The organism is Nonomuraea sp. NPDC002799, assembly GCF_053592075.1.
In genome coordinates, this window is the sequence record NZ_JBSFVA010000011.1 from 129,971 (window position 1) to 153,148 (window position 23,178).

General features: G+C 68.7%; 25 protein-coding genes. 16 read left to right on the forward strand and 9 right to left on the reverse strand.

What is annotated here, in order from left to right:
• Positions 1-82 precede the first annotated feature (82 nt).
• A complete protein-coding gene (locus ACWD0F_RS21535; RefSeq protein WP_449878032.1) occupies positions 83-598 on the forward strand; it encodes a DedA family protein in 516 nt (171 codons plus the stop codon).
• Here the strand turns inward: ACWD0F_RS21535 and ACWD0F_RS21540 are convergent.
• Positions 595-780, reverse strand: a complete 186-nt coding sequence (locus ACWD0F_RS21540) for a YegP family protein (RefSeq protein WP_449878034.1) — start codon at positions 778-780, stop codon at positions 595-597. The two genes, ACWD0F_RS21535 and ACWD0F_RS21540, sit on opposite strands and share 4 nt — an antisense overlap.
• A gap of 110 nt (positions 781-890) precedes the next feature.
• Here ACWD0F_RS21540 and ACWD0F_RS21545 point away from each other — a divergent pair, with 110 nt between their 5' ends.
• A complete protein-coding gene (locus tag ACWD0F_RS21545; protein WP_449878036.1) occupies positions 891-1,742 on the forward strand; it encodes a D-alanyl-D-alanine carboxypeptidase family protein in 852 nt (283 codons plus the stop codon).
• A gap of 6 nt (positions 1,743-1,748) precedes the next feature.
• On the opposite strand, the gene ACWD0F_RS21550 is transcribed toward ACWD0F_RS21545, so the two are convergent.
• Entirely contained in the window at positions 1,749-2,336 is a 588-nt protein-coding gene (locus ACWD0F_RS21550; protein ID WP_449878037.1) for a hypothetical protein, read from the reverse strand.
• A 154-nt stretch (positions 2,337-2,490) separates the two neighbouring features.
• On the opposite strand from ACWD0F_RS21550, the gene ACWD0F_RS21555 reads away from it, so the two are divergent.
• Positions 2,491-2,784 (forward strand): hypothetical protein, encoded by a 294-nt coding sequence (locus ACWD0F_RS21555; protein WP_449878039.1) that lies wholly within the window; start codon positions 2,491-2,493, stop codon positions 2,782-2,784.
• A gap of 14 nt (positions 2,785-2,798) precedes the next feature.
• Here ACWD0F_RS21555 and ACWD0F_RS21560 read toward each other — a convergent pair whose 3' ends face one another.
• The 3 genes from ACWD0F_RS21560 to ACWD0F_RS21570 form a co-directional block, all read right to left on the reverse strand.
• A complete protein-coding gene (locus ACWD0F_RS21560) occupies positions 2,799-3,050 on the reverse strand; it encodes a DUF4235 domain-containing protein (protein ID WP_449878041.1) in 252 nt (83 codons plus the stop codon).
• Positions 3,051-3,211: 161 nt separating this feature from the next.
• Positions 3,212-3,574 carry a DUF1036 domain-containing protein gene (locus ACWD0F_RS21565; protein WP_449878043.1) on the reverse strand — a complete coding sequence of 121 codons (363 nt, stop codon included), beginning with the start codon at positions 3,572-3,574 and terminating at the stop codon, positions 3,212-3,214.
• 3 nt (positions 3,575-3,577) lie between these two features.
• Complete coding sequence (locus ACWD0F_RS21570; protein WP_449878045.1) at positions 3,578-3,778, reverse strand: hypothetical protein; 201 nt, start codon at positions 3,776-3,778, stop codon at positions 3,578-3,580.
• 307 nt (positions 3,779-4,085) lie between these two features.
• Here ACWD0F_RS21570 and ACWD0F_RS21575 point away from each other — a divergent pair, with 307 nt between their 5' ends.
• Together ACWD0F_RS21575 and ACWD0F_RS21580 are read left to right on the forward strand one after the other, a co-directional pair.
• Positions 4,086-4,328, forward strand: coding sequence for a hypothetical protein (locus ACWD0F_RS21575; protein ID WP_449878047.1), 243 nt, complete (start codon positions 4,086-4,088; stop codon positions 4,326-4,328).
• Complete coding sequence (locus ACWD0F_RS21580; protein WP_449878048.1) at positions 4,325-4,684, forward strand: hypothetical protein; 360 nt, start codon at positions 4,325-4,327, stop codon at positions 4,682-4,684. The genes ACWD0F_RS21575 and ACWD0F_RS21580 overlap by 4 nt, the downstream gene beginning before the upstream one ends.
• A 76-nt stretch (positions 4,685-4,760) precedes the next feature.
• On the opposite strand, the gene ACWD0F_RS21585 is transcribed toward ACWD0F_RS21580, so the two are convergent.
• Positions 4,761-5,567 (reverse strand): TrmH family RNA methyltransferase, encoded by an 807-nt coding sequence (locus tag ACWD0F_RS21585; RefSeq protein WP_449878050.1) that lies wholly within the window; start codon positions 5,565-5,567, stop codon positions 4,761-4,763.
• On the reverse strand, positions 5,560-6,330 hold the full coding sequence (locus tag ACWD0F_RS21590; RefSeq protein WP_449878052.1) for a DUF4184 family protein: 771 nt from the start codon (positions 6,328-6,330) through the stop codon (positions 5,560-5,562). The genes ACWD0F_RS21585 and ACWD0F_RS21590 overlap by 8 nt, the downstream gene beginning before the upstream one ends.
• A gap of 160 nt (positions 6,331-6,490) precedes the next feature.
• On the opposite strand from ACWD0F_RS21590, the gene ACWD0F_RS21595 reads away from it, so the two are divergent.
• The 11 genes from ACWD0F_RS21595 (at position 6,491) to ACWD0F_RS21645 (ending at position 20,878) form a co-directional block, all read left to right on the forward strand.
• Positions 6,491-7,129 carry a hypothetical protein gene (locus tag ACWD0F_RS21595; RefSeq protein ID WP_449878054.1) on the forward strand — a complete coding sequence of 213 codons (639 nt, stop codon included), beginning with the start codon at positions 6,491-6,493 and terminating at the stop codon, positions 7,127-7,129.
• A 225-nt stretch (positions 7,130-7,354) separates the two neighbouring features.
• The gene (locus ACWD0F_RS21600; RefSeq protein WP_449878056.1) at positions 7,355-9,037 is read left to right on the forward strand and encodes a substrate-binding domain-containing protein; all 1,683 of its coding nucleotides are present in this window, start codon (positions 7,355-7,357) and stop codon (positions 9,035-9,037) included.
• A 127-nt stretch (positions 9,038-9,164) separates the two neighbouring features.
• Positions 9,165-10,718 (forward strand): sigma factor, encoded by a 1,554-nt coding sequence (locus ACWD0F_RS21605; protein ID WP_449878057.1) that lies wholly within the window; start codon positions 9,165-9,167, stop codon positions 10,716-10,718.
• 308 nt (positions 10,719-11,026) lie between these two features.
• A complete protein-coding gene (locus tag ACWD0F_RS21610) occupies positions 11,027-11,395 on the forward strand; it encodes a hypothetical protein (protein WP_449878058.1) in 369 nt (122 codons plus the stop codon).
• Positions 11,392-12,522 (forward strand): GNAT family N-acetyltransferase, encoded by a 1,131-nt coding sequence (locus tag ACWD0F_RS21615; RefSeq protein ID WP_449878060.1) that lies wholly within the window; start codon positions 11,392-11,394, stop codon positions 12,520-12,522. The genes ACWD0F_RS21610 and ACWD0F_RS21615 overlap by 4 nt, the downstream gene beginning before the upstream one ends.
• 262 nt (positions 12,523-12,784) lie before the next feature.
• Entirely contained in the window at positions 12,785-13,504 is a 720-nt protein-coding gene (locus ACWD0F_RS21620) for a glycosyltransferase family 2 protein (RefSeq protein WP_449878061.1), read from the forward strand.
• Positions 13,505-13,515: 11 nt separating this feature from the next.
• A complete protein-coding gene (locus tag ACWD0F_RS21625; RefSeq protein WP_449878062.1) occupies positions 13,516-14,457 on the forward strand; it encodes a glycosyltransferase family 2 protein in 942 nt (313 codons plus the stop codon).
• On the forward strand, positions 14,454-15,257 hold the full coding sequence (locus tag ACWD0F_RS21630) for a polysaccharide deacetylase family protein (RefSeq protein WP_449878063.1): 804 nt from the start codon (positions 14,454-14,456) through the stop codon (positions 15,255-15,257). Before ACWD0F_RS21625 ends, ACWD0F_RS21630 begins: the two co-directional genes overlap by 4 nt.
• Positions 15,250-16,566: a lipopolysaccharide biosynthesis protein gene (locus ACWD0F_RS21635; protein WP_449878064.1), complete on the forward strand. Its 1,317-nt coding sequence runs from the start codon at positions 15,250-15,252 to the stop codon at positions 16,564-16,566. Before ACWD0F_RS21630 ends, ACWD0F_RS21635 begins: the two co-directional genes overlap by 8 nt.
• Positions 16,567-17,282: 716 nt before the next feature.
• Entirely contained in the window at positions 17,283-19,643 is a 2,361-nt protein-coding gene (locus ACWD0F_RS21640) for a hypothetical protein (RefSeq protein WP_449878065.1), read from the forward strand.
• A 68-nt stretch (positions 19,644-19,711) separates the two neighbouring features.
• A complete protein-coding gene (locus ACWD0F_RS21645; RefSeq protein ID WP_449878066.1) occupies positions 19,712-20,878 on the forward strand; it encodes a DUF418 domain-containing protein in 1,167 nt (388 codons plus the stop codon).
• Between the two features lie 13 nt (positions 20,879-20,891).
• Here the strand turns inward: ACWD0F_RS21645 and ACWD0F_RS21650 are convergent, their stop codons facing one another.
• Both ACWD0F_RS21650 and ACWD0F_RS21655 read right to left on the reverse strand, forming a co-directional pair.
• Positions 20,892-22,280, reverse strand: a complete 1,389-nt coding sequence (locus tag ACWD0F_RS21650; protein ID WP_449878067.1) for a GH39 family glycosyl hydrolase — start codon at positions 22,278-22,280, stop codon at positions 20,892-20,894.
• 141 nt (positions 22,281-22,421) lie between these two features.
• A complete protein-coding gene (locus tag ACWD0F_RS21655) occupies positions 22,422-23,174 on the reverse strand; it encodes an SDR family oxidoreductase (RefSeq protein WP_449878069.1) in 753 nt (250 codons plus the stop codon).
• Positions 23,175-23,178: the final 4 nt, after the last annotated feature.

Genomic DNA, 23,178 nt, shown 5'->3' on the forward strand with positions numbered 1-23,178 from the left:
GGGCCTTGCAGCGTCCGGTGTGGCAATGACGTGGCCCGTGAAATAAGGTAAGCCTGACCTAAGGCTTGGGGAGGGGGTGACGGTGATCGACATTGCCGATCCCACGAGGCCGTTCTGGCTGGGGCTGCCGTACTGGCTGGTGGGCGCCGTCCTGATCCTCGCGCTGTTCGGGGCGTTCCAGGTCTACTACTGGGTCGGCCGCAAGCTGGGCGCGAAGCTCTACGACTCGCGCGTCGGCGTCCGGCTGGGCCGCGAGCGCATCGCCAAGATCGAGCGGGTCGTCGAGAAGTGGGGGGCGCTGGCCGTCTACGGCTGCTTCTGGGTGCCCATGCTGCGGCACACGCTGCCCTGGGTGGCGGGGGCGCTGCGGGTGTCCTACCCCTGGTACGTCGTCGCCAGTGCGCTCGGCTGCCTGACCTGGGCGCCGATCTGGTGGTTCGGCCTGACGGCCCTCGTGTGGGGCTGGCTGGAGCTGGCCGCGCAGTCGCCGGTGACGGCGGCGGCCGTGGCCGTGCTCGCCGTCGCCCTGGTGTCCTGGCTCGTGGTGCGGCGCAGGAAGCGGAAGCGGGCCGGCGAGGAGCGCGCGCTGGTGTCCTAGGCGGTGCTCTGGTCGTCGATGGCCGCGTCGGGCGCGTTCCTGCGGACGGTCTCGATGCCGTTCACGCAGGCGGCCTTGCTGGAATAGCCCTCCCCGACCGCCAGCGTCTGCCCGTTGTTCGCCACGAGCGCGAACCGGTAACCGCCGCGCTCGTCCTTGCTGATGACGAACCTGCCTGCCACAGCCCGCTCCCCCCGCCATGTCGGATCTATCATTCATTTACCCCTATCTGATGGGGCCATATGGCGTAGTTCAGCAAACGAACCCTTGATCTCCTGTCACCATGATTGGCATGCGTATTGGGGGATTCATCAGCTCTGCCGCACTCGCCGTGGTTGTGGGGGTGTCCTACCCGGCCGGCGTCGCCCGGGCCGCCGCGGACGCGCCCGCGATTCACGCGGTCTCAGCGTACGTGATCGATTCAACGGGAACGATCCACCTCGGCAAGCGGGAGACGAAGCGGGTCCCGGTGGCCAGCCTGGTCAAGGTCATGACCGCCTACGTGGTGCTGAGCGAGGCCCGGCTCAGCGACACGATCGAGATCACCGCGGCCGACGTCAAGTACGCGGCCAAGGGGGGCGCCGCCACGGCCGGCCTGCGCAGGGGCGAGCGGTTCACGGTCAGAGACCTGCTGTACGCCCTCCTGCTGCCCTCGGGCGCCGACGCGGCCAACGCGCTGGCCCGGCACTACGGCCCTGGCAAGGCGGCCTTCGTCGCCAAGATGAACCGCACCGCCCGCTCCCTCGGCCTGGACGGCACCCGCTACACGAACGCGGACGGCATGCCCACGCCGGGCGGCGGCGGCTACTCCACGGCCGTCGACCAGGCCAAGCTGGCCCTGCAGGCGCTGGAGAACAGCACGTTCACGACCGTCGTCGGGAGCACGGCGCGCAGGGTCGGCCAGACGGGCGTGCACCGGGCGCACACCTGGCGCAACCTCAACAAACTGCTCACCCAGACGGAGGGCGTCCTGGGCGTGAAGACCGGATACACGAACGCGGCCGGCTACTGCCTGCTCTTCGCCGGCGAGCGGGGCGGCAGGCGCGTGGTGGGCGTGCTGCTGCACGAGAGCCAGGACGGGCGCCGCTTCACCACGGCCGATCGGCTGCTCGACTTCGCCGAGGAGCAGATCGCCCTCGGCTGACCCGGATCAGCCGAAGGTCATGCGGCCGGCGCCGTCGAGGGTGCTCATCCCGCGCGTGAGGCAACCGAGGAGGGTGCCGCTGGGCGTGATGTCGCCGTGGAACGGCTGGTCCGCGAGCGGACCCGTGGCCACGGCGCCGGTGAGCAGGGTGTCGGCCGGGCGGTGCGTGGCGAAGTGGTCGGCCTTGACGCGGAGCTTCGAGGTGCCGATCGGACGGCCGTCCGCGCCGAACCAGGTGACGACGGCGCGGCCCCGGACATCCCGGACGCTGGTGCACGAGGTGGTCGAGACGGCCTTCAAGCTGAGCCAGCCGGAGCGCAGGGCGGTCGCCGAGCCGTCGGGCGACACGCAGTGGGTGAGCCGGAGATAGCCGCGCGCGGTGACCCGTCCCGGGGCCAGGGCGACCCGCGGGAAGAAGCTCAGCGGCCGGCCGGGCGGCGTGTCGGCGGCGCAGGTCAAGGCGGCGACCGTGACACGGGCCGGGGCCAGGAACGGCATCGCCGCCAGCACCCCGGCCGGGAGTGACACGGGCGGCGGAGCGGGGGCGACGGCCCCCGCCGCGGCCATGACGGTGACGATCCAGGGCAGATCCATGGGCTCTCCGGGAGACGGCTCAACGTAATCGAACGATCACATTGTGCATCGTCCACGGCGCCGCCCTCCGCGAAATCCCTTTCCGAGCGCGCTTGCCCGGACGATTTCCCCGGATAGGGTAGGGTTTCTCGCTTCCCCCGTAAGGACGAATCCCATGGCGGAATTCATCGAGGTCCGCACGACGGTCGAGGGCCACGAGCGGGCAGCCGCGCTGACTCACGGCATTCTCGACGCGGGTCTGGCGACCTCGATCGACATAGCCGAGGTGACGCAGCCCGCCCAGGCTGGTGACGAGACCACCTGGCAGCTCACGTTCATCACGACGGCAGCGCAGGTCGGCATCCTGGAGGAACGGATCAGGGAGAGCGGCCACGGCGGGCCCATCATCAGCCAGCCGGTGCTCCACGACCTCGACGCCTACCCTGATTGGCTGCCCGGCCAGCCCTGACCGAGCGGTGAAGATCAGCCCTTGACCGCCTTGCGGCGGAAGGTCTGCGCGCCCGCGCGGTGCACGGCGGCCTTGACCAGGCCGAAGATCGCGCCCTGGATCGCCGCGGCGACCAGGACCTCCGTCCAGCCCCGCGCCAGGTCGTCGGCGTCGGGCGCGTCGTCCTGGCCGGAGACCAGTGTCCAGACCCGCTTGAACAACGAGGCGGCCAGGGCGCCGCTGAGCATGCCGATCCCGAGCGCGGTGGCCTTCTCTGCAGACTTCATCTCTTTCTCCTCACGACGGTGTGTGCCCGTGCCCTCCGCCACACCGTTAAACGTCCACCCGGCCCGACAACGAGCCCAGTAGCCCCGGAGAGCTCATCGACGCCAGGACTCGGCGTACTTGCTCCAGGTGCCGCACCTGGCGCCGGTGTCGACCCACGGGTTCAGCCGAGAGGCTGGATGAATGCGCCAGTGCCGAGGTTGAGACGATCCACTCGGACGGGTCGCGAGCCGGTGGTGTTGATCAGATTGCAGGAGACGAACGAGTCTTGAGTGACGTACATGATGGGAGCATTCGGGCCACCGTCCCAGATCGCGCCGTCGTCGGCCTCCGCGTAGAAGTAGGCGGTTCGAGAGAGGGTCTTGAGGACGTATGCCTGCCCGCGGGGATCGATGGACCACCATCCTTCGGTGCGCCAGCGACCGAACTGCGAACATGTGTACGAAGCGGGGAACATGATGGCCACCCACAGCCGATGGCGGTAGTTGTTACGAAAGTACAATCTCGAATACTCGATCTTTGACACGATCTACTCCCCGGGCTCGCCGAATCGCTGGGAGAGCGGCCTGTCATCGATCTCCGCAGAGGGCGGAGGCGGCGGCTCTTCGTCGCTGACCCCGCCCTCGTGGTCGCTGGTGTTCCTCGGCTTCCGCGAGGGCGCCACCGTCAGCCCGCCTTCTTCCGCCATGGCGCCGAACGCCGTCGTCGGATCGGGCTCACGCTCCGTCATCCGAACCTCACTTTTTCGCTGGTTCCGTGCGTTGGACAATCGAAGAATGCCCGCCGCGCCCTGCGCCAAGCTCTGCGAGCACCCATGACAGAACCAAGGATCAGCAAGTCCTGAATCAATTAAAATGGCGACCGGGATAAAAAGGATTTTGCATTCTCTACAGATCTCTTCCCGGCTGGTTCAGCTGTCGTCCGTGGGGTACGGGACCAGCGATTCAGCTCAGCGGTTCGGACGGACCCTCCTTTCTGTGACCCTGAATCGTTTGTCTTGCCGCAACAGATCGTGGGTCCGGTTAGGAGAGATCACGATGGAAGCCGAGTCTTCCCGGGTTGCGCCGCCGACTGATTTGGGTGGTGAATCGGCCGTTGCGGACACCGGTTACGACGAGATCCGTGATGACGTCGAAGTGCAGGAGGCGGAACTCGTCCCGGTCGAGACGTCAGTCGGGGAGTTCGATCCTCAGCAACAACCTGCACCTGCTGGTCCGATCAGACTGATCACGCCGAACGAATCGACGGCGAACCCCGATTCAGGGGGCGGTCTGCGATGACGCTTTGGCTCGCCAATCAAACGTCATCGCGCATCGCGGCGGCAATCACGTTCGCAGATCGTTCCCTGTGCGGTGGCGAAGGTGGCGATTACCATGTCCGCGGCTGGTGGAACATCGATGTTGGTGTTCGAATCAAGGTAGATGACAGGGATCTGAAGGACGTGGGGCGTTTCTGGTATTCCCACGCCCACTCGGTGAGCGGACAAACCAAGGCGTCACCGTTTCAGTATCCCTGCCCCCCTCAAAGATTCGACCGTTGCTGGCTGATCTGGGTCTCGGACGGAACACAACGCTTCTTCAAAGAGCACGTCGTGACCACGGATAACCTGACCATCAACTTCACGCAAGCCGGCTAGCCGCGTGTCTCGGGCTACGCGCGTGTCTGGTCGAAGGCGCAGCACGCGGTCAAGCGACCTGCGTAGCGGCCAAGTTCTATGACCGCATCAACCCATGGCAGGCGATGGCCGCTGCGGCGACGACGTTCAGAGAGTCCACCCCTGCGGCCATCGCCCCCGCGCTCATGGGGATGCACACCGCCTCATCGGCCTCCTCCAGCCAGTGCGAGGACAGGCCGTCGCCCTCCGAACCCAGCAGCAACGCCACCCGATCGGACATTTTCACCGTATCTATAGGTATGGCTGTCTGATCCGGAGTCAGGGCCAATGTCTGGAAGCCCGCCCCCCGCAACTGGGCCAGCCCTTCGAACCAGTTGTCCATCCGCGCGTACGGGATCGAGAACACCGCGCCCATCGACACCTTGACCGCCCGCCGGTACAGCGGATCGGCGCACCGAGGCGACAGGATGATCGCGTCCACCCCCAGCGCGGCGGCCGATCTGAAGATCGCGCCGACGTTCGCGTGGTCGACCAGGTCCTCCAGGACCAGCAGGCGCCGGGTGTACCCCTTGAGCAGGCTCTCCATGGCGGGCAGCGGAACCCGTTCCATGGAGGCCAGGGCGCCCCGGTGGACCGGGAAGCCCGCGATCCCCGACATCATCTCGTCGCTCACCACGAAGACCGTCGACTCGCCGAGGACGTCCTCCAGTGCGGGCAGCCAGCGGCGGGTGGTCAAGACCGACCGGACCGGGCAGCCGGCGCCGATGGCCCGCCTGATCACCTTCTCGCCCTCGGCCAGGAACAGGCCGCGCTCGGCTTCGAGGCTTTTGCGCAGCTCCACGTCGCGCAGCCGGGTGTAGTCGGTCAGGCGCGGGTCGTCGGCGTCGGTTACGTACTCAAGCACCTTCCGATACTGCCATGCGCCGCCTGACCTGCCAGACCACCGCGTACCCCGTCAGGACCAGGCACAGGCCGATGAGGGTGCCCGCGCCCGTCTTGGTGAGCACGCTGGGAACGCCGAGCGCGGGGATGGGCTCGTCCACGAGGGGCCACAGGAACGCGCCCGCGATCGTGCCGATCGAGCAGGACGCCATGACCGTCCAGCGCACGCGGCCCGAGATGCGCAGGCGCCTGGGCACGGCCACCGACGCCATGGCGGACAGCCGGCGCCAGCCCCACCAGAGCACGAGGGCCAGGCCGATCGCGGACGAGACGTACTGCAGCAGGCGGAAGAGCCTGATGACCCCGAAGACGGACACCGACAACCAGGCGCCCCACAGGCCGGGGCCTGCGGAGTGGGTGAAGGAGTCCCAAAAGACGTGGGTGGCGGCGCCGGTCACCGCGCCGGCGGCCATGGGCAGGAGCCGGAGGCGTTCGGGGACGAGCAGCGCGGCGCGGCCGGCCAGCGACGGCGGGAGCAGGGAGATCAGCGGCTCCCTGAACACGAAGTGGAACAGGGGCAGGAGCACCAGCACCGCGAGCGGGTCGATGGTGAGCACGCCGAGCCAGGTGTGCCAGACGTCGTAGTCGGGCAGGAACGGCAGGAAGATCGGCAGGTCGGGCACCATCGCGCCGAGCGCCAGCGCCCATGGATCGACGACCTTGCGGACGCGTCCGGAGGAGACCAGCGGCAACACCGCGGCGATGTGGCTAGGTGTGAACGGCACAGACATCTCCCAACGGCGCAAGCCGGTCCCCGAGGTCGATCAACGCTCATTATCTGGCGAAGCTTGCCCCTCCTTCGCCGATGCGACACGAGGTCACTTAGGGTAGTTGATACGGTACGTGGTGCTGTCGATGGCCTGATAGCCGGGGATTCGGGGGTTCATGGTGTCTGAACAGCGGATTCATGAGCATCCGGCCGCGTCAGCAGACTGGTTGCGCGCCGCCGGGACCGCCCGGTCGCTCTCGGTGGTCACGCTGGTCTGGCTCGCCGTCGAGAGCACGCTCGGCCTCGCGGCGGGGCTGGCCGCTCATTCCGTCGCGCTCATCGGATGGGCGCTCTCGGCGTTCGTGGAGGCCGCCGCCAGCCTCATCGTGGTGTGGCGTTTCACCGGCGCGCGCACCCTCTCGCCGAGCGCCGAGAACACCGCCAGGCGGGCGGTCGCGCTGAGCTTCTGGTTGCTCGCGCCCTACCTCGTCATCCACGTGGCGCACGATCTGGACGCCGGGCACCGGGCCGTGCCGAGCGTGCTGGGGATCGTGGTGACGGCGGTCAGCCTGGTCAGCATGCCGGTGCTGGGCCTGGCCAAGCGGCGGCTCGGGGCGCGCCTGGCGTCGGCGGCCACGTCCGGCGAGGGGACCCAGAACCTGATCTGCGCGGCGATGGCCGCGGGGGTCCTGGCGGGGTTGTGGCTCACCACTCTGGGGTGGTGGTGGGTGGATCCGGCGGTCGCGGTGGCGCTGGCCGGGGTGGCGGTCCGAGAAGGCGCGCGAGCTTGGCGCGGTCACGTATGTTGTCATTGACGGCCACTGTGTGTGATCACTGCATCAAAAGAGCTGTTTTGCCACACTAGATGCACCGAGTATCGTTCCCCGAGTATTGCGGAGTATCTCCCGCTAGGGTCTCCGGAAGGTCTCGATCACACCAAAGAGGACATCGTGGGGCGACACCGCACAGACGAGCTCGATGGCGGATACCGAGCAAACGAACCCCCCAGCCGCAGGCGGTCCCGCAGCGGTCGTGGCAGGGTGCTCGTACCGCTGGCCGGGGCCGTCGCTCTCGCCGTGCTCCTCGGTGTCGCGGCCTTCGTCATCTTCAACCGCGACCATGACTGCTCCAGCGGCAAGCTGGCGCTGCGCGTCGTGGCCACTCCCGACATCCAGCCCGCGCTCAACAAGATCGCCGGCAACTACAACAAGGCCATGCACTCGATCGACAGCAAGTGCGTCGAGGTGACGGTGGCCAAGGAGGCGGCGGCCAGGACCGCGAACGCGCTGGCCGCCGGCAAGGTGAGCGCCGACTTCTGGGTCGCCGACTCCAGCCTGCTCATGGAGAGCATGCGCACCCTGTCCAACGGTACGGCGCTGCCGCAGATCGAAGGCTCGATCGCGGCCTCGCCCGTGGTGCTGGCGACGGCCAAGTCGGCCGCGGCCAAGCTGGCCGGAGCCCTCCAGCCGAGCTGGGCCAGCGTGATCTCGGCGGCGAACGTGGCGAACGTGGACGGGCCGGGCAAGAAGGTCCGCGTGCTCGCCCTCGACCCGCAGAAGAACTCCGCCGGTCTGGCCGCCCTGCTGGCCGCCGCCGGCACGGCCAAGGAAGCGGGCCAGGACAAGGAGCTGGTGGGCGCGCTGAAGGAGTTGTCGGACCAGCTCGTGTCCGACTCGACGGCGCTGCTGGCCAGCCTCACCGTGAAGTCCGGCAACAGGGTGCCCATCGGCGTCACCTCCGAGCAGGCCATCTACTCCCACAACGCCAAGAAGCCGGAAGCGCCGGTGGTCGCGCTCTATCCGAAGGAAGGCACGCTCAGCCTCGACTACCCCGTGACGATCCTCACCAAGGACCCGGGCGTGCAGAAGGCCGCTGCGGACTTCAAGCAGAACCTGAGCACGGAGTCGGCCAAGAAGATCCTGCGCGAGGCCGGGTTCCGCGACACGGACGGCAAGGCGGGCGACGCGCTCTCCAAGGACAAGGGCTTCACGCCCGAGACGCCGGCCGCCCTGGACCCGCCGGACGGCGCGACCGTGGCCCGGATGGTGCAGACCTGGTCCCGGCTGAACCTGGGCACCCGCCTGCTCACCCTGCTCGACGTCTCCGGCACGATGGCGCTGCCGGTGCCCGGCACGACCATGACCCGCATGCAGGCCATCAACAAGATCGCCACCGAGGGCTTGGGCCTGTTCCCCGCCGCTTCCGAGATGGGGTTGTGGACGTTCTCCACGCATCTGGACGGGAAGGGCAAGGACTGGAAGGAGCTCGTCTCGGTCGGGCCGCTCAGCGAGTCGGTCGACGGGACGCTCCGCAAGGAGACGCTGGCGAGGAACTTCTCCCAGGTCGAGGCGAAGGCGACGGGCGACACCGGGCTGAACGACACCGTCAAGGCGGCGTACGGGCAGCTCACGAAGTCGTACCAGGAGGACAAGATCAACACGCTGCTGATCCTCACGGACGGCGCGGGCAACGACGATCCTGACGGCGGCGTCAAGAACGCCGAGCTTCTGCAGTACCTGAAGAAGACCTACAACGCGAAGCGGCCCATCAGCATCCTGCTCATCGCCTTCGGCCCGGAGGCCGAGAAGGGCAAGGAGCAGATGGACGCGCTGGCCAAGTCGACGGGCGGCGAGGCGTACATCGCCAAGAACGTCCTCCAGGTCCGCGACTTCTTCCTGCAGGGCATGGAACGCCGCCTCTGCACCCCCAACTGCGACGGCTGACCCAGCCCGCCTCACGGAGTGAGGCCATAAGCATGCCTATTGGGCATGGGGGGCGAACCTGGACGAATGATGCCGCGTCCTCTCCGCGTGGGGCTTGAGCGCCCGTCGTACCTGCGGGGAGGAATCCGTGGCTGGATGGCCGACCGTCGATCGCGCCGACGACAACGAGCTGGTCGGGGCGTTGCGGCGAGCCGACACCGATGCTCCCGCCAAGCTCTACGACTCCTACGCCGAGCGGCTGCACGACTACGCCTTCTCCCTCTCCGGCGAGCGGGGCGTGGCGACGGACGCCGTGCACGACGCCCTGGTCACCGCGCAGGGATGCGTGCACCGGCTGAAGGAGCCCGCCCGGCTGCGCGCCTGGCTGTACGCGCTGACCAGGTTCCAGGCGCGGGCCAGGATGGCGCACCGGAGCGGCGCTCCCACCGAGGGCCTGCCGCTGCCGGACCTCGACGAACAAGAGGACCCCGAGCTGGCCGACCTGGTCCGCGAGACGCTGCGCGAGCTGCGCGGGTCCGAGCGGGAGGTCCTGGAGTTGTCCCTGCGGCACGCGCTGACCCCGTCGGAGGCCGCCGCGGTGCTGGGACTGACCTCCCGGCAGGCGGCGGCCCGGCTCGGCAGGGCCAGGGATCACCTGGAGAACACCGCCGCCGCCGTGGTGCTGGCCAGGACGGGCCGGGCGCACTGTCCCGACCTGTCGGCGATGGTGGACTCGTGGGAGGGGCCGCTCACCCCGCTGCTGCGGCGGCGGTTGTCCGGGCACATCAGCGGCTGCGAGGTGTGCACGGAGAGGCGGCATCGGCAGGTCTCGGCGGGGCGGCTGCTGGACATGGTGCCGGTGGCGTACCCGCCGATCTCGTTGCGCCGGCGGGTTGTCGACACGTGCGTCAACCCCGAGCGGGACCAGACGCGCACGCTGATCACCGATCGCGGGGACACCTTCGACCGGACCGGGTTCCCCGTGACGGCCGAGCGCCGCTCGCGCCGGCGCCGGCCGCACCGCCTGGCGCCGGTGGTGCTGGCGGGCGCGTGCCTGCTGGCCGCCACGGGGGCGGTGGTCGTGATCAACGGGCGCGACACCTCCACCGGCACGGCGCTGCGTCTCTCCCCCTCCCCCACGCTCTTGGTCGAGCCGGCTCCCACGCCGGAGCCGGTGCCGGATCAGGACGAGCTCACGCCGTCGCCGAGCCGTGCCCCGTCCAGCGGCAGGCCCACCCCGAGGCCGAGCGGGCGGCCGGCCGGCACCCTCCCGGCCACCAGGCCCGCCGCCGCGCCGACGGCCACCCGGCGCAGGCCCGCGCCGGGCGCCCGGTTGTCCGCGTCGTGCCCGCAGATGGCCGACGGCCTGGGCAGGATCGGGCTCAGGGCCCGGAACGCGACGGTCTCCTGGCTGGCGACCGCCTCACAGGGGCTGGACGTCTTTCCGGTGAGCGGTTCGATCAGGACGGGCGGGTCCGTGGTGGTCTGGGCCACGGTGGTCGACCCGGACGTGTCCGGCAGCGGCCGGGTCACCTTCACCTCCAACGGCGGCACCGCGACCTGCTCGCTGTCCTGGGAAGGCGGCCGGTCGCAGACGTCGGAGCCGCCGACCGACGAGCCGACCGTGTCCGCGGAACCGTCCGAAACGCCCACGGTGCAGCGGAGCTCCTCCGTGGACGACCTGGATCCCCTGAACGAGTGAACCCGGACGAGTGAAAAGGCAAAGACCAGGCCAATTCACAGGAGATCCACAGCCACAGACGACAAAAAGGGATAATTCGGACCCTGACTCGAAGATGCCCGGCCACATAGGGCATTCTGGTGTGCTTGGGGACGTGTCCGGGGCGAAGAACACTTGACCATGTGTTGAAACTCACATGAGAAATCTCGGCTTGCTGGTAAACCTGAGCGCGTCGCCAAGCGTCGGCATTGACGTGTCCAGGCGCGGATTGGTCCCATGAACTGCGACCCATCGCGCCCCAACCAGCAAGAGCAGGAGAGAAACAGGAGATGCTCAAGCACCGCAGAGCGCTGGCATGGCTGCTGGCGCTGGCCTGCATCGCGGGAGCGATAGTCGCGCTGTTCGACATAGAGACGCCATTGCGCCCGTTCCTCATCTCCTTGTTCCTTCTCGTCGTTCCAGGGTCGGCCGTGGTGGGACTGTTGCGCGATCGTGACCCACTCGCCGCCCTGTCGGTGGGAGCCGCGGCAAGTCTTGTGATCAACGTGCTCCTGGCCCAGGCCATGCTGCTCTTCAACGCGTGGTCGCCCCGAGCCGGTGTGGCGACGGTGGCAGTGCTCGGCGGGTTCATGTACGTGCTTCGCGTGTTGTACCGGGGGAAGAGCATGCAGACCGAACAGGGGGCCAGGGCAAGGTGAAGATCCAGATAGTCCGGCCGGGGGATCTCGGAGACTCAGAGCGCGCGCGGTGGCGTGAGCTGCAGAAGGCCGACCCGAGCCTGGACAACCCCTTCCTGTCGGTGGAGTTCGCCGTCGCGATGGACCGCTTGCGCGACTACGTGAGGGTGGCGGTCATCTCCGACGGGAGCCACATCGCCGGCTTCTTCCCGTACGAACGGCACAGCTTCGGCATCGGCAAGCCGCTCGGCGGCTTCCTCACCACGTGCCATGGTCTGATCGCCGCCCCGGATCTGGAGCTGGACGCCAAGGCCCTGCTGCGGGCCTGCAAGCTCAGCGTGTTCGACTTCGACCACCTGGTGGCGGGACAGCCGACGTTCGCCCCGTATGAGACGGACGTGCGCCCGGCCCCCGTGATGGACTTCACCGCCGGGTTCGAGACCTGGATCGAGCAGGTCAAGGTCAACTCGCCGAAGAACCTCAAGACCGTGCGCTACAAGGAGCGCAAGCTCGGCCGCGAGCACGGCGACCTGCGCCTGGCCTGGTCCTCGCCCGATCCCGAAGTGCTGCGCACGCTGCTGGCCTGGAAGTCGGACCAGTATCGAAGAACCGGCCGGGTGGACAGGTTCGCCCAGCCGTGGATCGTCGAACTGACCGACATGATGCATGCCGAAAAGTCATCGGACTTCGCCGGCGTCCTCACCATGCTCTATGCCGGGGACGTCCCGGTGGCTGGGCATTTCGGCCTCCGTACGGCGACCACGCTTGTAGGGTGGTTCCCCGCTTACGACACCGAGTTCGCCCGTTACTCACCGGGCATCGTCCATCATCTGCAGATGGCCGAGGCCGCCGCGAGCGACGGGGTGCACATGGTCGACATGGGCAAGGGTGGCAAGGAGTACAAGGACTGGCTCAAGAGCGGCGTCCTCTACGTCGCCGAGGGCCGCATCTCGCGACCGTCCGCGACGGCGGCCGTTCACTGGATGGGCCGAACTCCTTTCAACAAAGCCCGAACAATTGTCCTGGACCGACCGTCTCTCTATAGAGCGGCCGACCGTGTCCTCAAGGGCTTCGGGCGGATGCGCACCTCGATGCAGCAGCAAGAGTCACCCAACGCAGTCTCAAAGGAACCAACGGGAGCGAGCTGAGCAGCGCTCCCGGCACCCCCCGGCACACACACCCTCACTCTCCAAGGACCCGTTACATGTACCGCCCACCGGCTTCGCCGTTCCCGCTGCACCCGGGAACGGCTCCGCCCGGTGCACGTGGCGGCGTCCCGGAAGGATTTCCCTCGCCATGAGTCCCGAGATAACCAAGCACAACGGCAAACCGCATGCCTCGCCCTTGCGGTCCATGCCGCCGCCCACGAGCTTCACGCCCGTCACGCCTCACCTGGCCATCTCCCCAACGGTGAGCGTCGTCGTGCCGGCGATGAACGAAGCCCAGAACCTGCCGCACGTCTTCGCCACGATCCCGCAGTGGGTCGATGAGATCGTGCTCGTCGACGGCAATTCCGTGGACGAGACGGTGGCCGTGGCCAGACGGCTGCGGCCGAACGTGAAGATCGTGATGCAGACCGGCAAGGGCAAGGGCGACGCCCTGGCTGCCGGGTTCGCCGCGTGCACCAGCGACATCATCGTGATGATCGACGCCGACGGCTCGACCGACGGCCGCGAGATCATCTCGTTCGTCGGTGCGCTGGTGACGGGCGCCGACTTCGTCAAGGGCTCGCGCTACGCCCCCGGCGGCGGCAGCGACGACCTGACGCTGAACCGCAAGCTTGGCAACAAGGTCCTCACCGGGATCGTCAATGTCATGTACAGCACCAGATACACCGACCTGTGCTACGGCTACAACGCCTTCTGGGCCCGTCACCTCGACGTGCTCGACCTCGATTGCGACGGCTTCGAGGTGGAGACGCTGATGAACGTCCGCGCCGCCAAAGCCGGGTTGAAAGTGCACGAAGTGCCGAGTCACGAACGCACCCGCATTCACGGCGAAAGCAACCTGCACGCCGTACGGGATGGTTTCCGTGTGCTCAGGACGATTCTGAGGGAGTGGCGTCGCCAGCCCACTTCTCCGCAGCCTGAGCCCACCGCCACCCCTGCCGTTGACCGAGGCGTCGCTTAAGAAGGACCGTTGTGAACACGTCTGTTGTCATCTGCGTCTACACCGAGGACCGGTGGGAGGACATCAGGCAGGCAGTCGAGTCGGTCGAGAGCCAGACCCGCCCGGCACACGAGCTGATCCTGGTTGTCGATCACAACCCCGACCTGCACCTGAAGCTCAAGCGCGAATATCCACGGGCCATCGTGGTGGAGAACACGCACGAGCAGGGGTTGTCCGGGGGCAAGAACACCGGTGTGGCCACGGCCCACGGTGAGATCGTCGCGTTTCTCGACGACGACGCGGTCGCCGATCGCGGGTGGCTGGAGGCTTTGGAGGAGGGCTTCCAGGAACCCGGCGTGGTGGGCGTGGGGGGTCGCACGGAGCCGCTGTGGGCGTCGGGGAGACGGCCGCGGTGGTTCCCGTACGAGTTCGACTGGACGGTCGGCTGCACCTACCGCGGCATGCCCGCGGTCAGGGCACCGATCCGCAACGTGATGGGCGGCAACGCCGCCTTCCTGCGCGAGGTCGTGTCCGAGGTCGGCGGCTTTCACAGCGGCATCGGGCGCAGCGTGCAGGGCCGCAAGTCGCGCCCGCTCGGGTGCGAGGAGACGGAGTTCTGCATCAGGCTGAGCCAGCGCAGGCCGGGCTCGGTGATGTTGTTCGAGCCGCGGGCGCTGATCGGGCACAAGGTGTCCAGACAGCGCGAGCGGTTCGCCTACTTCAGATCCAGGTGCTACGCGGAAGGGCTGTCGAAGGCCCTGGTGACGCAGGAGGTCGGCACCCAGGACGGGCTCGCCAGCGAGCGCGCGCACGCCATCAAGACGCTGCCGCTCGGGGCGCTGCGCGGGGTCGGGGAGACCTTCCGCGGCGACCTCGGCGGGCTCGGCAGGGCGGCCGCGATCGTGATCGGGCTGGCCTGGACGACCTGGGGGTACGTCGTCGGTTCCGTCCGGCTGAAGGGGGCGCGATCATGATCCGGGTACCGATCCTGATGTACCACTCCGTCACCGACAGCCCCAACGACGACACCAAGCCGCACTCGGTCCGGCCCACCGACCTGGCCGAGCAGCTCGCCTACCTGTCGGAGAGCGGCTTCACCCCGCTCACGCTGGGCGACCTGGTGGCCTCGCTGAACAACAACAACGGCCGCCCGATGCCCGACAAGCCGATCGTGCTGACGTTCGACGACGGTTACGCCGACTTCCACGGCCAGGCGCTGCCGCTTCTGGAGCGCTACAACTTCCCGGCCACGGTCTTCCTGACCAGTGGCTGGGTGTCGGACGCGGGCAAGGAGGCCGCGGGCCGGCCGCTGGACGACATGCTGTCCTGGGGCCAGGCCCGCGAGGCCGCGCAGACCGGCATCGAGATCGGCGGCCACAGCCACAGCCATCCCCAGCTCGACCAGCTCCGCGAGGACGAGCTGCGGCAGGAGCTGCGCAAGAACAAGGGGCTGCTGGAGGAGAAGATCGGCGCGCCGGTCGCCACCATGGCCTACCCCTATGGCTACTCCAGCGCCCGTGTGCGCAGAGAAGTCCGCAAAGCCGGATATTTCGCCGCGTGCGCCGTGAGCAACGCCATCGCCGCGGACCGGCACGACATGCTCGCCATCCCCCGGCTGACGGTCGGCAAGGGCGCGACCATCAGCATGTTCAAACGCGCCGTGGAAGGCAACGCCATACCCCTCATCTACCTGCGCGAGCGCGTCCTCACCAAGGGGTACGCGGTCGTGCGGCGGACGAGGTACGGGCTGCGGCGGGTGCGCGGAAATGTCTAGCCTCTGGGAGAGGGTGCTCCGCGACCTGCGTAACCCGCTCTTCCGCCAGGGCTACGCGCTCATGACGAACACCGTCATCACCGGTGTCCTCGGCATGGGCTACTGGCTGCTGGCCGCCCACTACTACACGCCGGAGGAGTTCGGGCGCGGGCAGGCGGTCATCACGGCCATGCGGCTGTTCGCGTCGCTGACCGCGCTCGGCTTCGTGGGCGCGCTGGCCCGGTTCCTGCCGGTGGCGGGCCGCCGCACCACCGACCTCGTCCTGCGCGCGTACGGCCTGGCCGCCGCCACGGGCGGGGTCGCCGCCATCGGGTTCCTGCTCACGCTGCCGATGTGGGGCAAGACGTACTCGGTGCTCGCCGGATTCGGCCCCGGGCTGTTCTTCCTGGCCTCCGTGGTGGTGTGGGCCGTCTTCACGCTGCAGGACGTGGTGCTGACCGGCCTGCGCAGGGCCACCTTCGTGCCCCTGAACAACCTGATCTTCGGCCTGGTCAAGATGGGGCTGCTGGTCGCGCTGGCCGGGGCCCTGCCCACCGGCGGGATCTTCGTCTCGTGGGTCATCCCGACGGCGCTCGCGCTGATCCCCGTCAACTGGGTGATCTTCGGCCTGGTGGTGCCCAGGCACGTCAAGCAGTCCGACGCCGTCACGCAGCCGCCCCGGCTGCGGGAGATCGGCAGGTTCCTCGCCGGGGACTTCCCCGGGACGTTGTCGATCCTGGCGATCGTCTACCTCGTGCCCGTGGTGGTGGCGACCCAGGTCGGCGAGGCCACGTTCGGGCGCTTCTCCATGGCGCACACGCTGGCCAGCATGATCGAGCTGCTCGCCATGAACATGGCGGTCTCGCTGACCGTCGAGGGCTCCTTCGACCGCGGGCGCCTGGCCGAGAACTGCCGCCACGCGCTGCGGCGGGCCTTCATGATCGTCACCCCGATCATCGCGGTGGTGGTCCTGGGCGCGCCGCTGATCCTGACCATCTTCGGCTCGGAGTTCGCCGACGAGGGCACACTGTTGTTGCGGCTGATGGCGGTGGCCGTGCTGCCCCGCGTGCTGATCGAGGTCTATCTGAGCGCGCTGCGGGCGCAGAGCCAGGCGCGGAAGCTGGCCATGGTCCAGATCGGGCTGGCCGTGCTGGTGCTCGTGTCGACCGTGGCGCTGTTCCCGGTCGCCAACGTGAACGCGGTCGGGTACGGGCTGCTTCTCAGCGAGATCCTTGTTGCAATCTTGATCTTTGGAAATCTACGTAAAATTCTCAGATACGACGAAAGCGGGAAGCCGGCCGTCACCCAGGGGTCGTCCGGGGCCGCATGATGGTCAACGTGAGGCAACGGGACGGCGATGGCAGCGCAGCGGGGATCACCGGGTCCTCGGACGCGCATGCGGACAAGGAGGAGTCAGACGTGCCCTTCGATCCGGAGGCTACCGGGATCATCCCGAAGCTGACGTTCGCTTCTGAGGGCTCGTCCAAGGACTCTTCAGCCGAGGACTCCGCAGCGGGCGCCTCGGAGCGTGGCTCGGAGAGCGCCTCGGAGGGCGGCCCAGGAAGCAGCCCTGAGCGTGCTTCTGAAGACGGCTCAGCGAGCGGCCCTGCGAGTGACTCGGAGCGTGGCCCCGTGAGCGGCCCCGTGAGTGGGTCGGCGAGTGGGTCGGAGCGGGGCTCGGCCGGCGCTTCGGAGCTTGCCGAGGTGGAGGCCGACAGGACCACGGCCCTTCGGTTGCCGGCGCCTTTGCACATCGGGCATCCGCCCACGGTGGATGAGGCCGCCGACGCCGCCGGGACCGTGACCATGGCTGTGCAGCGGTCCCCCGAGGCGCCCGCTGGCGGTGCGCCCGCTGCCGGTGCGCCCGCTGCCGGTGCGCCCGCTGATGCGGCCGAGAAGGGTGCGGCTCCGTCAGAGGAGGCTGACACCAAACCGGGTCTGATACCGCCCAAACCGGCCTCCAAGCCGGCGGCCGCGGCGCCTGTCAAGGACACGTCCGCTGCGGGGACAGCGCCGGTGAGTTCTGCTGGGGCTTCGCCTCAGCGGGTGAGTGCGGCGTTGCGGGCTCCGGCCGGGCCAGCGACGACACCGGCGCCGCAGCCGGGCGGCCCTCCCGGGAGCGCCCCGCCGCAGCAAGCACCCCAGCGGGCACCTCAACCGGCCACGCAGCAGCAGCCGGCGCCGCACACGACACCCCAGCAGACGCCACAGCAGACGCCCCAGCCTGCACCCCAGCAGGCGCCCGGCAAGCAGCGGGCCGCCGGTGGGCGGCTCGGGCGGCTGATCGCGAGTGCGCCCACGTGGCTGCCCGTGCTGCTGGTCCTTGAGGGCCTGGGCATGTACATCCTCGCCCTCAAGGTCGCCCCCGGCCCCCTGCGCGGCGTGGACCCGACGAAGATCGACGGCCTGGGCCTGATCTCGGCGCTTCCGGCCACGGCGTTCATCGCCATCCTGATCATGCTCGCGTCGTTCTTCGTCACGGTCGCCCAGAGCACCGACCGCAAGTTCCTGCTCCTGTTCCAGATCGCCGCCATCACGTTCGCCCTGCACGGCGCGGGCGCGCTGGTGGCGGCGGAGCCGCGCTTCCCGACGGCCTACATCCATGCCGGTTTCGTGGAGTTCATCAGCAGGACCGGCGAGTCGGCCATCAGCATCGACGCCCGCATGGGCTGGCCGGGCTACTTCGCGCTGTTCGCGTTCGTGACGAGGGCCGCCGGCATCACCGACATGACGACGATCCTGCAGTGGACGCCGCTCCTGTCGAACCTGCTCTACCTGCTTCCGTTCGTGCTGATCCTGCGCCAGGTCGTGGCCACCACGCGGGCGCGGTGGTTCGCGGCGCTGCTGTTCGTGCTGGTGCAGTGGATCGGGCAGGACTACTTCTCCCCGCAGGGCTTCACCTTCGCCCTGTATCTGGCGTTCGTGGCGATCTTGTTGCGCTGGTTCGGCCGCGTCGAGCAGCGCACCAAACCGATCCCGGCCAAGGGGCTGCGCAAGCTGATCGGCCGGCTCGACGCGATGACGCCGGGCGAGCTCGCCAACACCGGGACGTTCCGGGCCGACAAGCTGCTCATGCTGATGATGTTGCTGGCGCTGTTCCTCGCGTCGGTGGCCTCGCACCAGATCACGCCGTTCATGATGCTCGGCGTGATCACCGCGTTCCTGATCTTCAAGCGCACCACGCTGACCTGGGCGCTGCCGTTCTTCCTCGGGCTGGTGGTGCTGGCCTGGATCAGCTACATGACGGTGGGCTTCTGGTCGAGCCAGATCGACACGATCTTCGGCGGCCTGGGCAACTTCCTGCAGAACCTGCGCAGCAACACCGGCGACCGGATCGAGGGCAGCGACCCCGCGCACGCGATGGTGCTGCAGGCGCGGCTCGGCATCCTCGCGGTGATCCTCAGCCTGGCGGCGACGGGGTTGTTCCGGCGGTTGCGGCGCGGGGTGTTCGACCGGTCGGCGCTGATCCTGCTCTGCATGCCGGTGCTGGCGCTGGGGCTGCAGAACTACGGCGGCGAGATCGGGCTGCGGATCTACATGTTCGCGCTGCCGGGCGCCTGTCTGCTCGCCGCGTACGCGTTCTTCCCCAACCTGCCCTCCGACAGCGCGGACGTCCGCGAGGAGACCGTGCCGCTGCGCAAGCGGAACGTGCGCTTCAACCCCGAGCTGACCAAGAAGATCTCGCTCGTGCTCGCCGCGTGCTTCGCGGTGTTGTTCGCGATGGCGTTCCTGCTGGCGAGGTACGGCAACGAGAAGTTCGAGCGGGTCACCACGGGCGAGGTGGCGGCCCTCGACTACATCTACCAGCACGACAAGCCCAGCGCGAAGGTGCTCTATCTGGTGCCCAAGGTGGGCCAGGAGGTCACGCCGACCCTGCCCTGGGGCGAGCGGGACATCGAGCTGGTCAACTTCAACGTGCAGGCCCAGGTGTACAAGGACCCGACGCAGATCGCGGCCTCGGTCCAGGCGCTGAAGGAGCAGCCGCGCAACTCGTACCTGATCGTGAGCCGCGCGCAGGTGAGCTATCTGCAGCTCAACGAGGGTTATGCGGAGGACTGGGGCGAGAGATACCGCGCGGCGCTGGACGCCTCACCCGACCTGAAACGGGTGTTCTCCAACGAGGACGCGGCGCTCTACACGTGGAAGACGTTCGTCAGGGGCACCGAGGTCCCCGAGCCGATGCCGTACAAGGGCCGGGGCGATCCCACCTCGCCGTGGACGCCGGTCGGGATCGGGGCGCTGGGGGTGACCTGGGCCGCGCTCTTCTCCTACGAGATCATCCGGCTGAACGGTCCGAACCGGGCCAGGAAGGCGCGCCGGCGTCTGCTGTATCTGGCGTGCCCGGCGTTCGTGGTGGCGCTGGCCGTGATCGTCGAGCGGTTCATCTATATCGCACAAAATAACTAAATTCACAGGAAACCCACAGGCTATGCGCAATGATGTCCCTGGTGAGGGCACAGGAGACATCTCCCGCTATGTCGGATGTACGACTCGCGGCCGCGCGGATCGCGTCCGTCGACGCGCTGCGCGGGTTCGCGCTCCTCGGGATCCTCCTGGTGAACATCGCCTTCCTGGCCTCCGGCTTCCGGATGGCCGGGCTGGCGGAGCCCGCGTTCGACTCCTCGCTTGACTGGGGCGTGCGCTGGGTCGTGACCCTGTTCGCGGAGAACAAGTTCTACCTGCTGTTCTCGTTCCTGTTCGGCTACAGCTTCACGCTCCAGCTCGACTCGGCCGCGCGGCAGGGGCGGCCCTTCGTGCCGATGTTCCTGCGGCGGGTGGCGGGGCTGCTCCTGCTCGGGCTGGCGCACGCCGTGCTGCTGTTCCCCGGGGACATCCTGACGACGTACGCGGCCGTGGGCGTGGCCCTGCTGATCTTCCACCGGATCACGCCGAAGACGGCGATGCTCCTGGCCGTCGCGCTGACCGCGCTGCTGGCCCTCGGATTCGTCCTGCTGGCGCTGCTGGCGGCCTCAGGGCTCGACATGAGCGGCACGCTGGCCGACAACGCCCAGGAGGCCGCACAGTCGCGCACAGCGCTCGGCGGGGGCGTCTGGCAGATCGTCGGCGAGCATCTGCGGAAGCTGTCGCTGATCATCGTGGCCCGCGTCGTCTTCCAGGGGCCCGCCGTGCTGGCCGCGTGCCTCATCGGGCTGGCGGTCGGCAAGCTGGGCGCGCTGCGCGACGTGCGGGCGTACACGGGCACGCTGCGCAGGATCCAGTGGGCCGGGTTCACGATCGGGCTGGCGGGCGCGTTCGTCTACACGATGTCGGCGTGGGGCGCCGGGGTGCACAAGTTCTGGGGCGAGGCGGTGGACCTGGTGACGGCGCCGCTGCTGGCGGCGGCGTACGCGGCCACCTTCCTGCGGCTGCTGCCGCACCTGCCGCGGCTCGCCCGGGCGCTGGCGGCGCCGGGACGGATGGCGCTGTCCAACTACCTCGCCCAGTCGCTCATCTGCGCGCTCATCTTCACCGGGTACGGGCTGTCGCTCGTGGACCGCGTCAGCCCGCCGGCCGAGGTGCTGATCGCGCTGGCCATCTTCGCCGCCCAGGTCCTCTACAGCCACTGGTGGCTCCAGCGGCATCGTTACGGGCCCGTGGAGTGGCTGCTGCGCTCGCTCACCTACTGGCGCAACCCGCGCTGAGACGGGGGTCGCCTCAGGCGGTGCCGCGGCCGGCCCACTTGATCTCGTACGGGGCCAGGGTCATCTGCTTGCCGTCCACCGTCGCCGTGACGTCGCGGTCGGAGGTGTTGACCATGACCATCTGACGCTCCTGCGCCAGCACCTTCACCTGGGGATCCGACGACCGCACCTCGACCGGCCGCACCCCGGCGGGGAACCATTTCGTGAAACCGCTCAGCAGGCCCGCCATCGGCAGCTCCCCGCCGACGTTCGGCGGCCAGAGGCAGCCGGGGCAGTCGCCCTCGTCCTTCTGCTGCGGATTCCAGTAGAGGGCCGTCGTCACGCCGCTCCTGGCGAACTCCATCAGCGTCACCGCCTGCACCGCGGTACGCCGCTGCTCGGTCCAGCCGGAGTTCTCCGGCTCGACGTACCATTCGGCCCACCACACCGGCAGGTCGTCGCTCTGCTTGCGCAGCCACGTCGTGATGGCGCCGAACTTCTGCTGCGCCGCGAAGTCGTCGGGGACGTTGCCCTTGTCTTTCGTCATGGACGCGCCGTCCACCACGATGAAGTCGGCGCCCTTCTTGTGGTCGATCCAGTACTGGATCGCGGCGAGCGCCCGCTGGTCGACCGTCCCCCAGGGACCGGTCACGTCCGAGAGCTCGCCCTTGGAAGCGCTCTCGATCGGCATGTACGGCCCGCCGACCTGAATATCCTTGTTCACGGCCTTCAACGCCGTGTAGACCTTGTTGTACATCTCGGTGTAGCCCACCGCGTCCCACCGGTTGGCGTTCGCGTCCCAGAAGCCCTTGAACTCGTTCCACACCAGGTAGTGCTTGACGGTCGGATACTGCTTGGCGATCCGGGCGGCCAGCGCGGCGTAGTCGTCGAAGTGCTCGGGGTCCGGGGCGACCGTGTGGTTCTTGCTCCAGTCCGTACGCCCGGCCTGCCCGCCTTTCATCCAGTCCGGCGCGCAGCAGAGCGTGATCACCGGCATCGCCCGCGAGGACGCCATGAACGTCAGCCGCCGGTCGAGATCGCGGAAGTTGTACTGCCCAGGGCTGGGCTCCGGGTTGCCGACGCCCCAGCCCATGACGTGCTGGTTCTGCACCATCGGGACCCGCCCGAGCAGGCCCCTGACCTGCTCGATCACCTGCTCCGGCTCGTTGTCCGCGCTGTATTGGGTGTGGGTGACACCCCAGCGCGGCCAGCTCTCGAGAACCGGAGGCGCCGCGAGGTCGGGCGCGGGCTGGGCAGGCACGGTGGTGGCGACCTCGTCGCCCTTGAACCCGGCGCGCGACTTCGTCAGGCCCGAGGCGTAGATCATGATGCCCGCCACGAGGATGACGGCCAGAATGCCGGCTCCCACGGCGATCGGCCAGGGCGATCGTCGGCGCGCGTGTCGGCCGTCGGTCGGAATCACTGAAGGCTCCTCAGACTCATGAACGGGCAGGCGGTCACGAATTTACAAGGGCCCGCGAGCGCACGAGCCCCGGAGAACGTGAAGGGCCAGGCGAGTGCGCCCGGCCCTTATCACGCTAATCGTCCCGCTTGCAGCGCACCGTCAATCGCCCTGCGGCGGCCGCTGACCCCCCACGGGACCGGGAACTCCGGCATACCGGTACGGCACCGGCTGCCGGCCGGGCTGCACGATCAGCAGCGCGCCCCCGGTCTCGGCGTAGAAGGCGGACTCGACGGCGGCGGCCACGTCCTCGGCCGTGAGCAACGGGAACCCGGCGTTGACGAACATCTCCCGCGCCTCGGCCACGAGCGGCGTGTCGGTGAAGCCGGGGCAGACGGCGCTGATGCGGATCTTCTGGGCGGCCAGCGGCTCGACCAGCGCCCTGACGAGGCCCACGACGGCGTGCTTGGTCATGGTGTAGACCGGGTCGCCGGAGAAGGCGACGAGCCCGGCCAGCGACGAGGTGGCCACGATGGCCCCGCCGCCGGAGCGGACGAGCAGCGGGACGCTGGCGCGCACGCCGAAGACCACGCCGTCCATGTTGACCCCGACCACCTGGCGGTAGCGTTCCAGGTCGAAGTCCGTCAGATCCACCCGCCCGGAGATGCCGGCGTTGAGGTGGACCAGGTCGAGCCGCCCGTAGCGCCGCTCGGCCAGCGCGACGGCCTCCAGCGACGCCTCCTCGGTGGAGACGTCGGCGGCCAGCCAGGCGCCGTCCAGCTCCTTGGCCAGCCGCTCGACGCCTTCGCCGTCGCGGTCGACGAGGACGCACCTGACGCCGCCCGTGGACAGGCGCCGCGCCACCGCGGCCCCGATGCCGCTGGCCGCTCCGGTGATCAGTGCAACTGTGCTCATGACG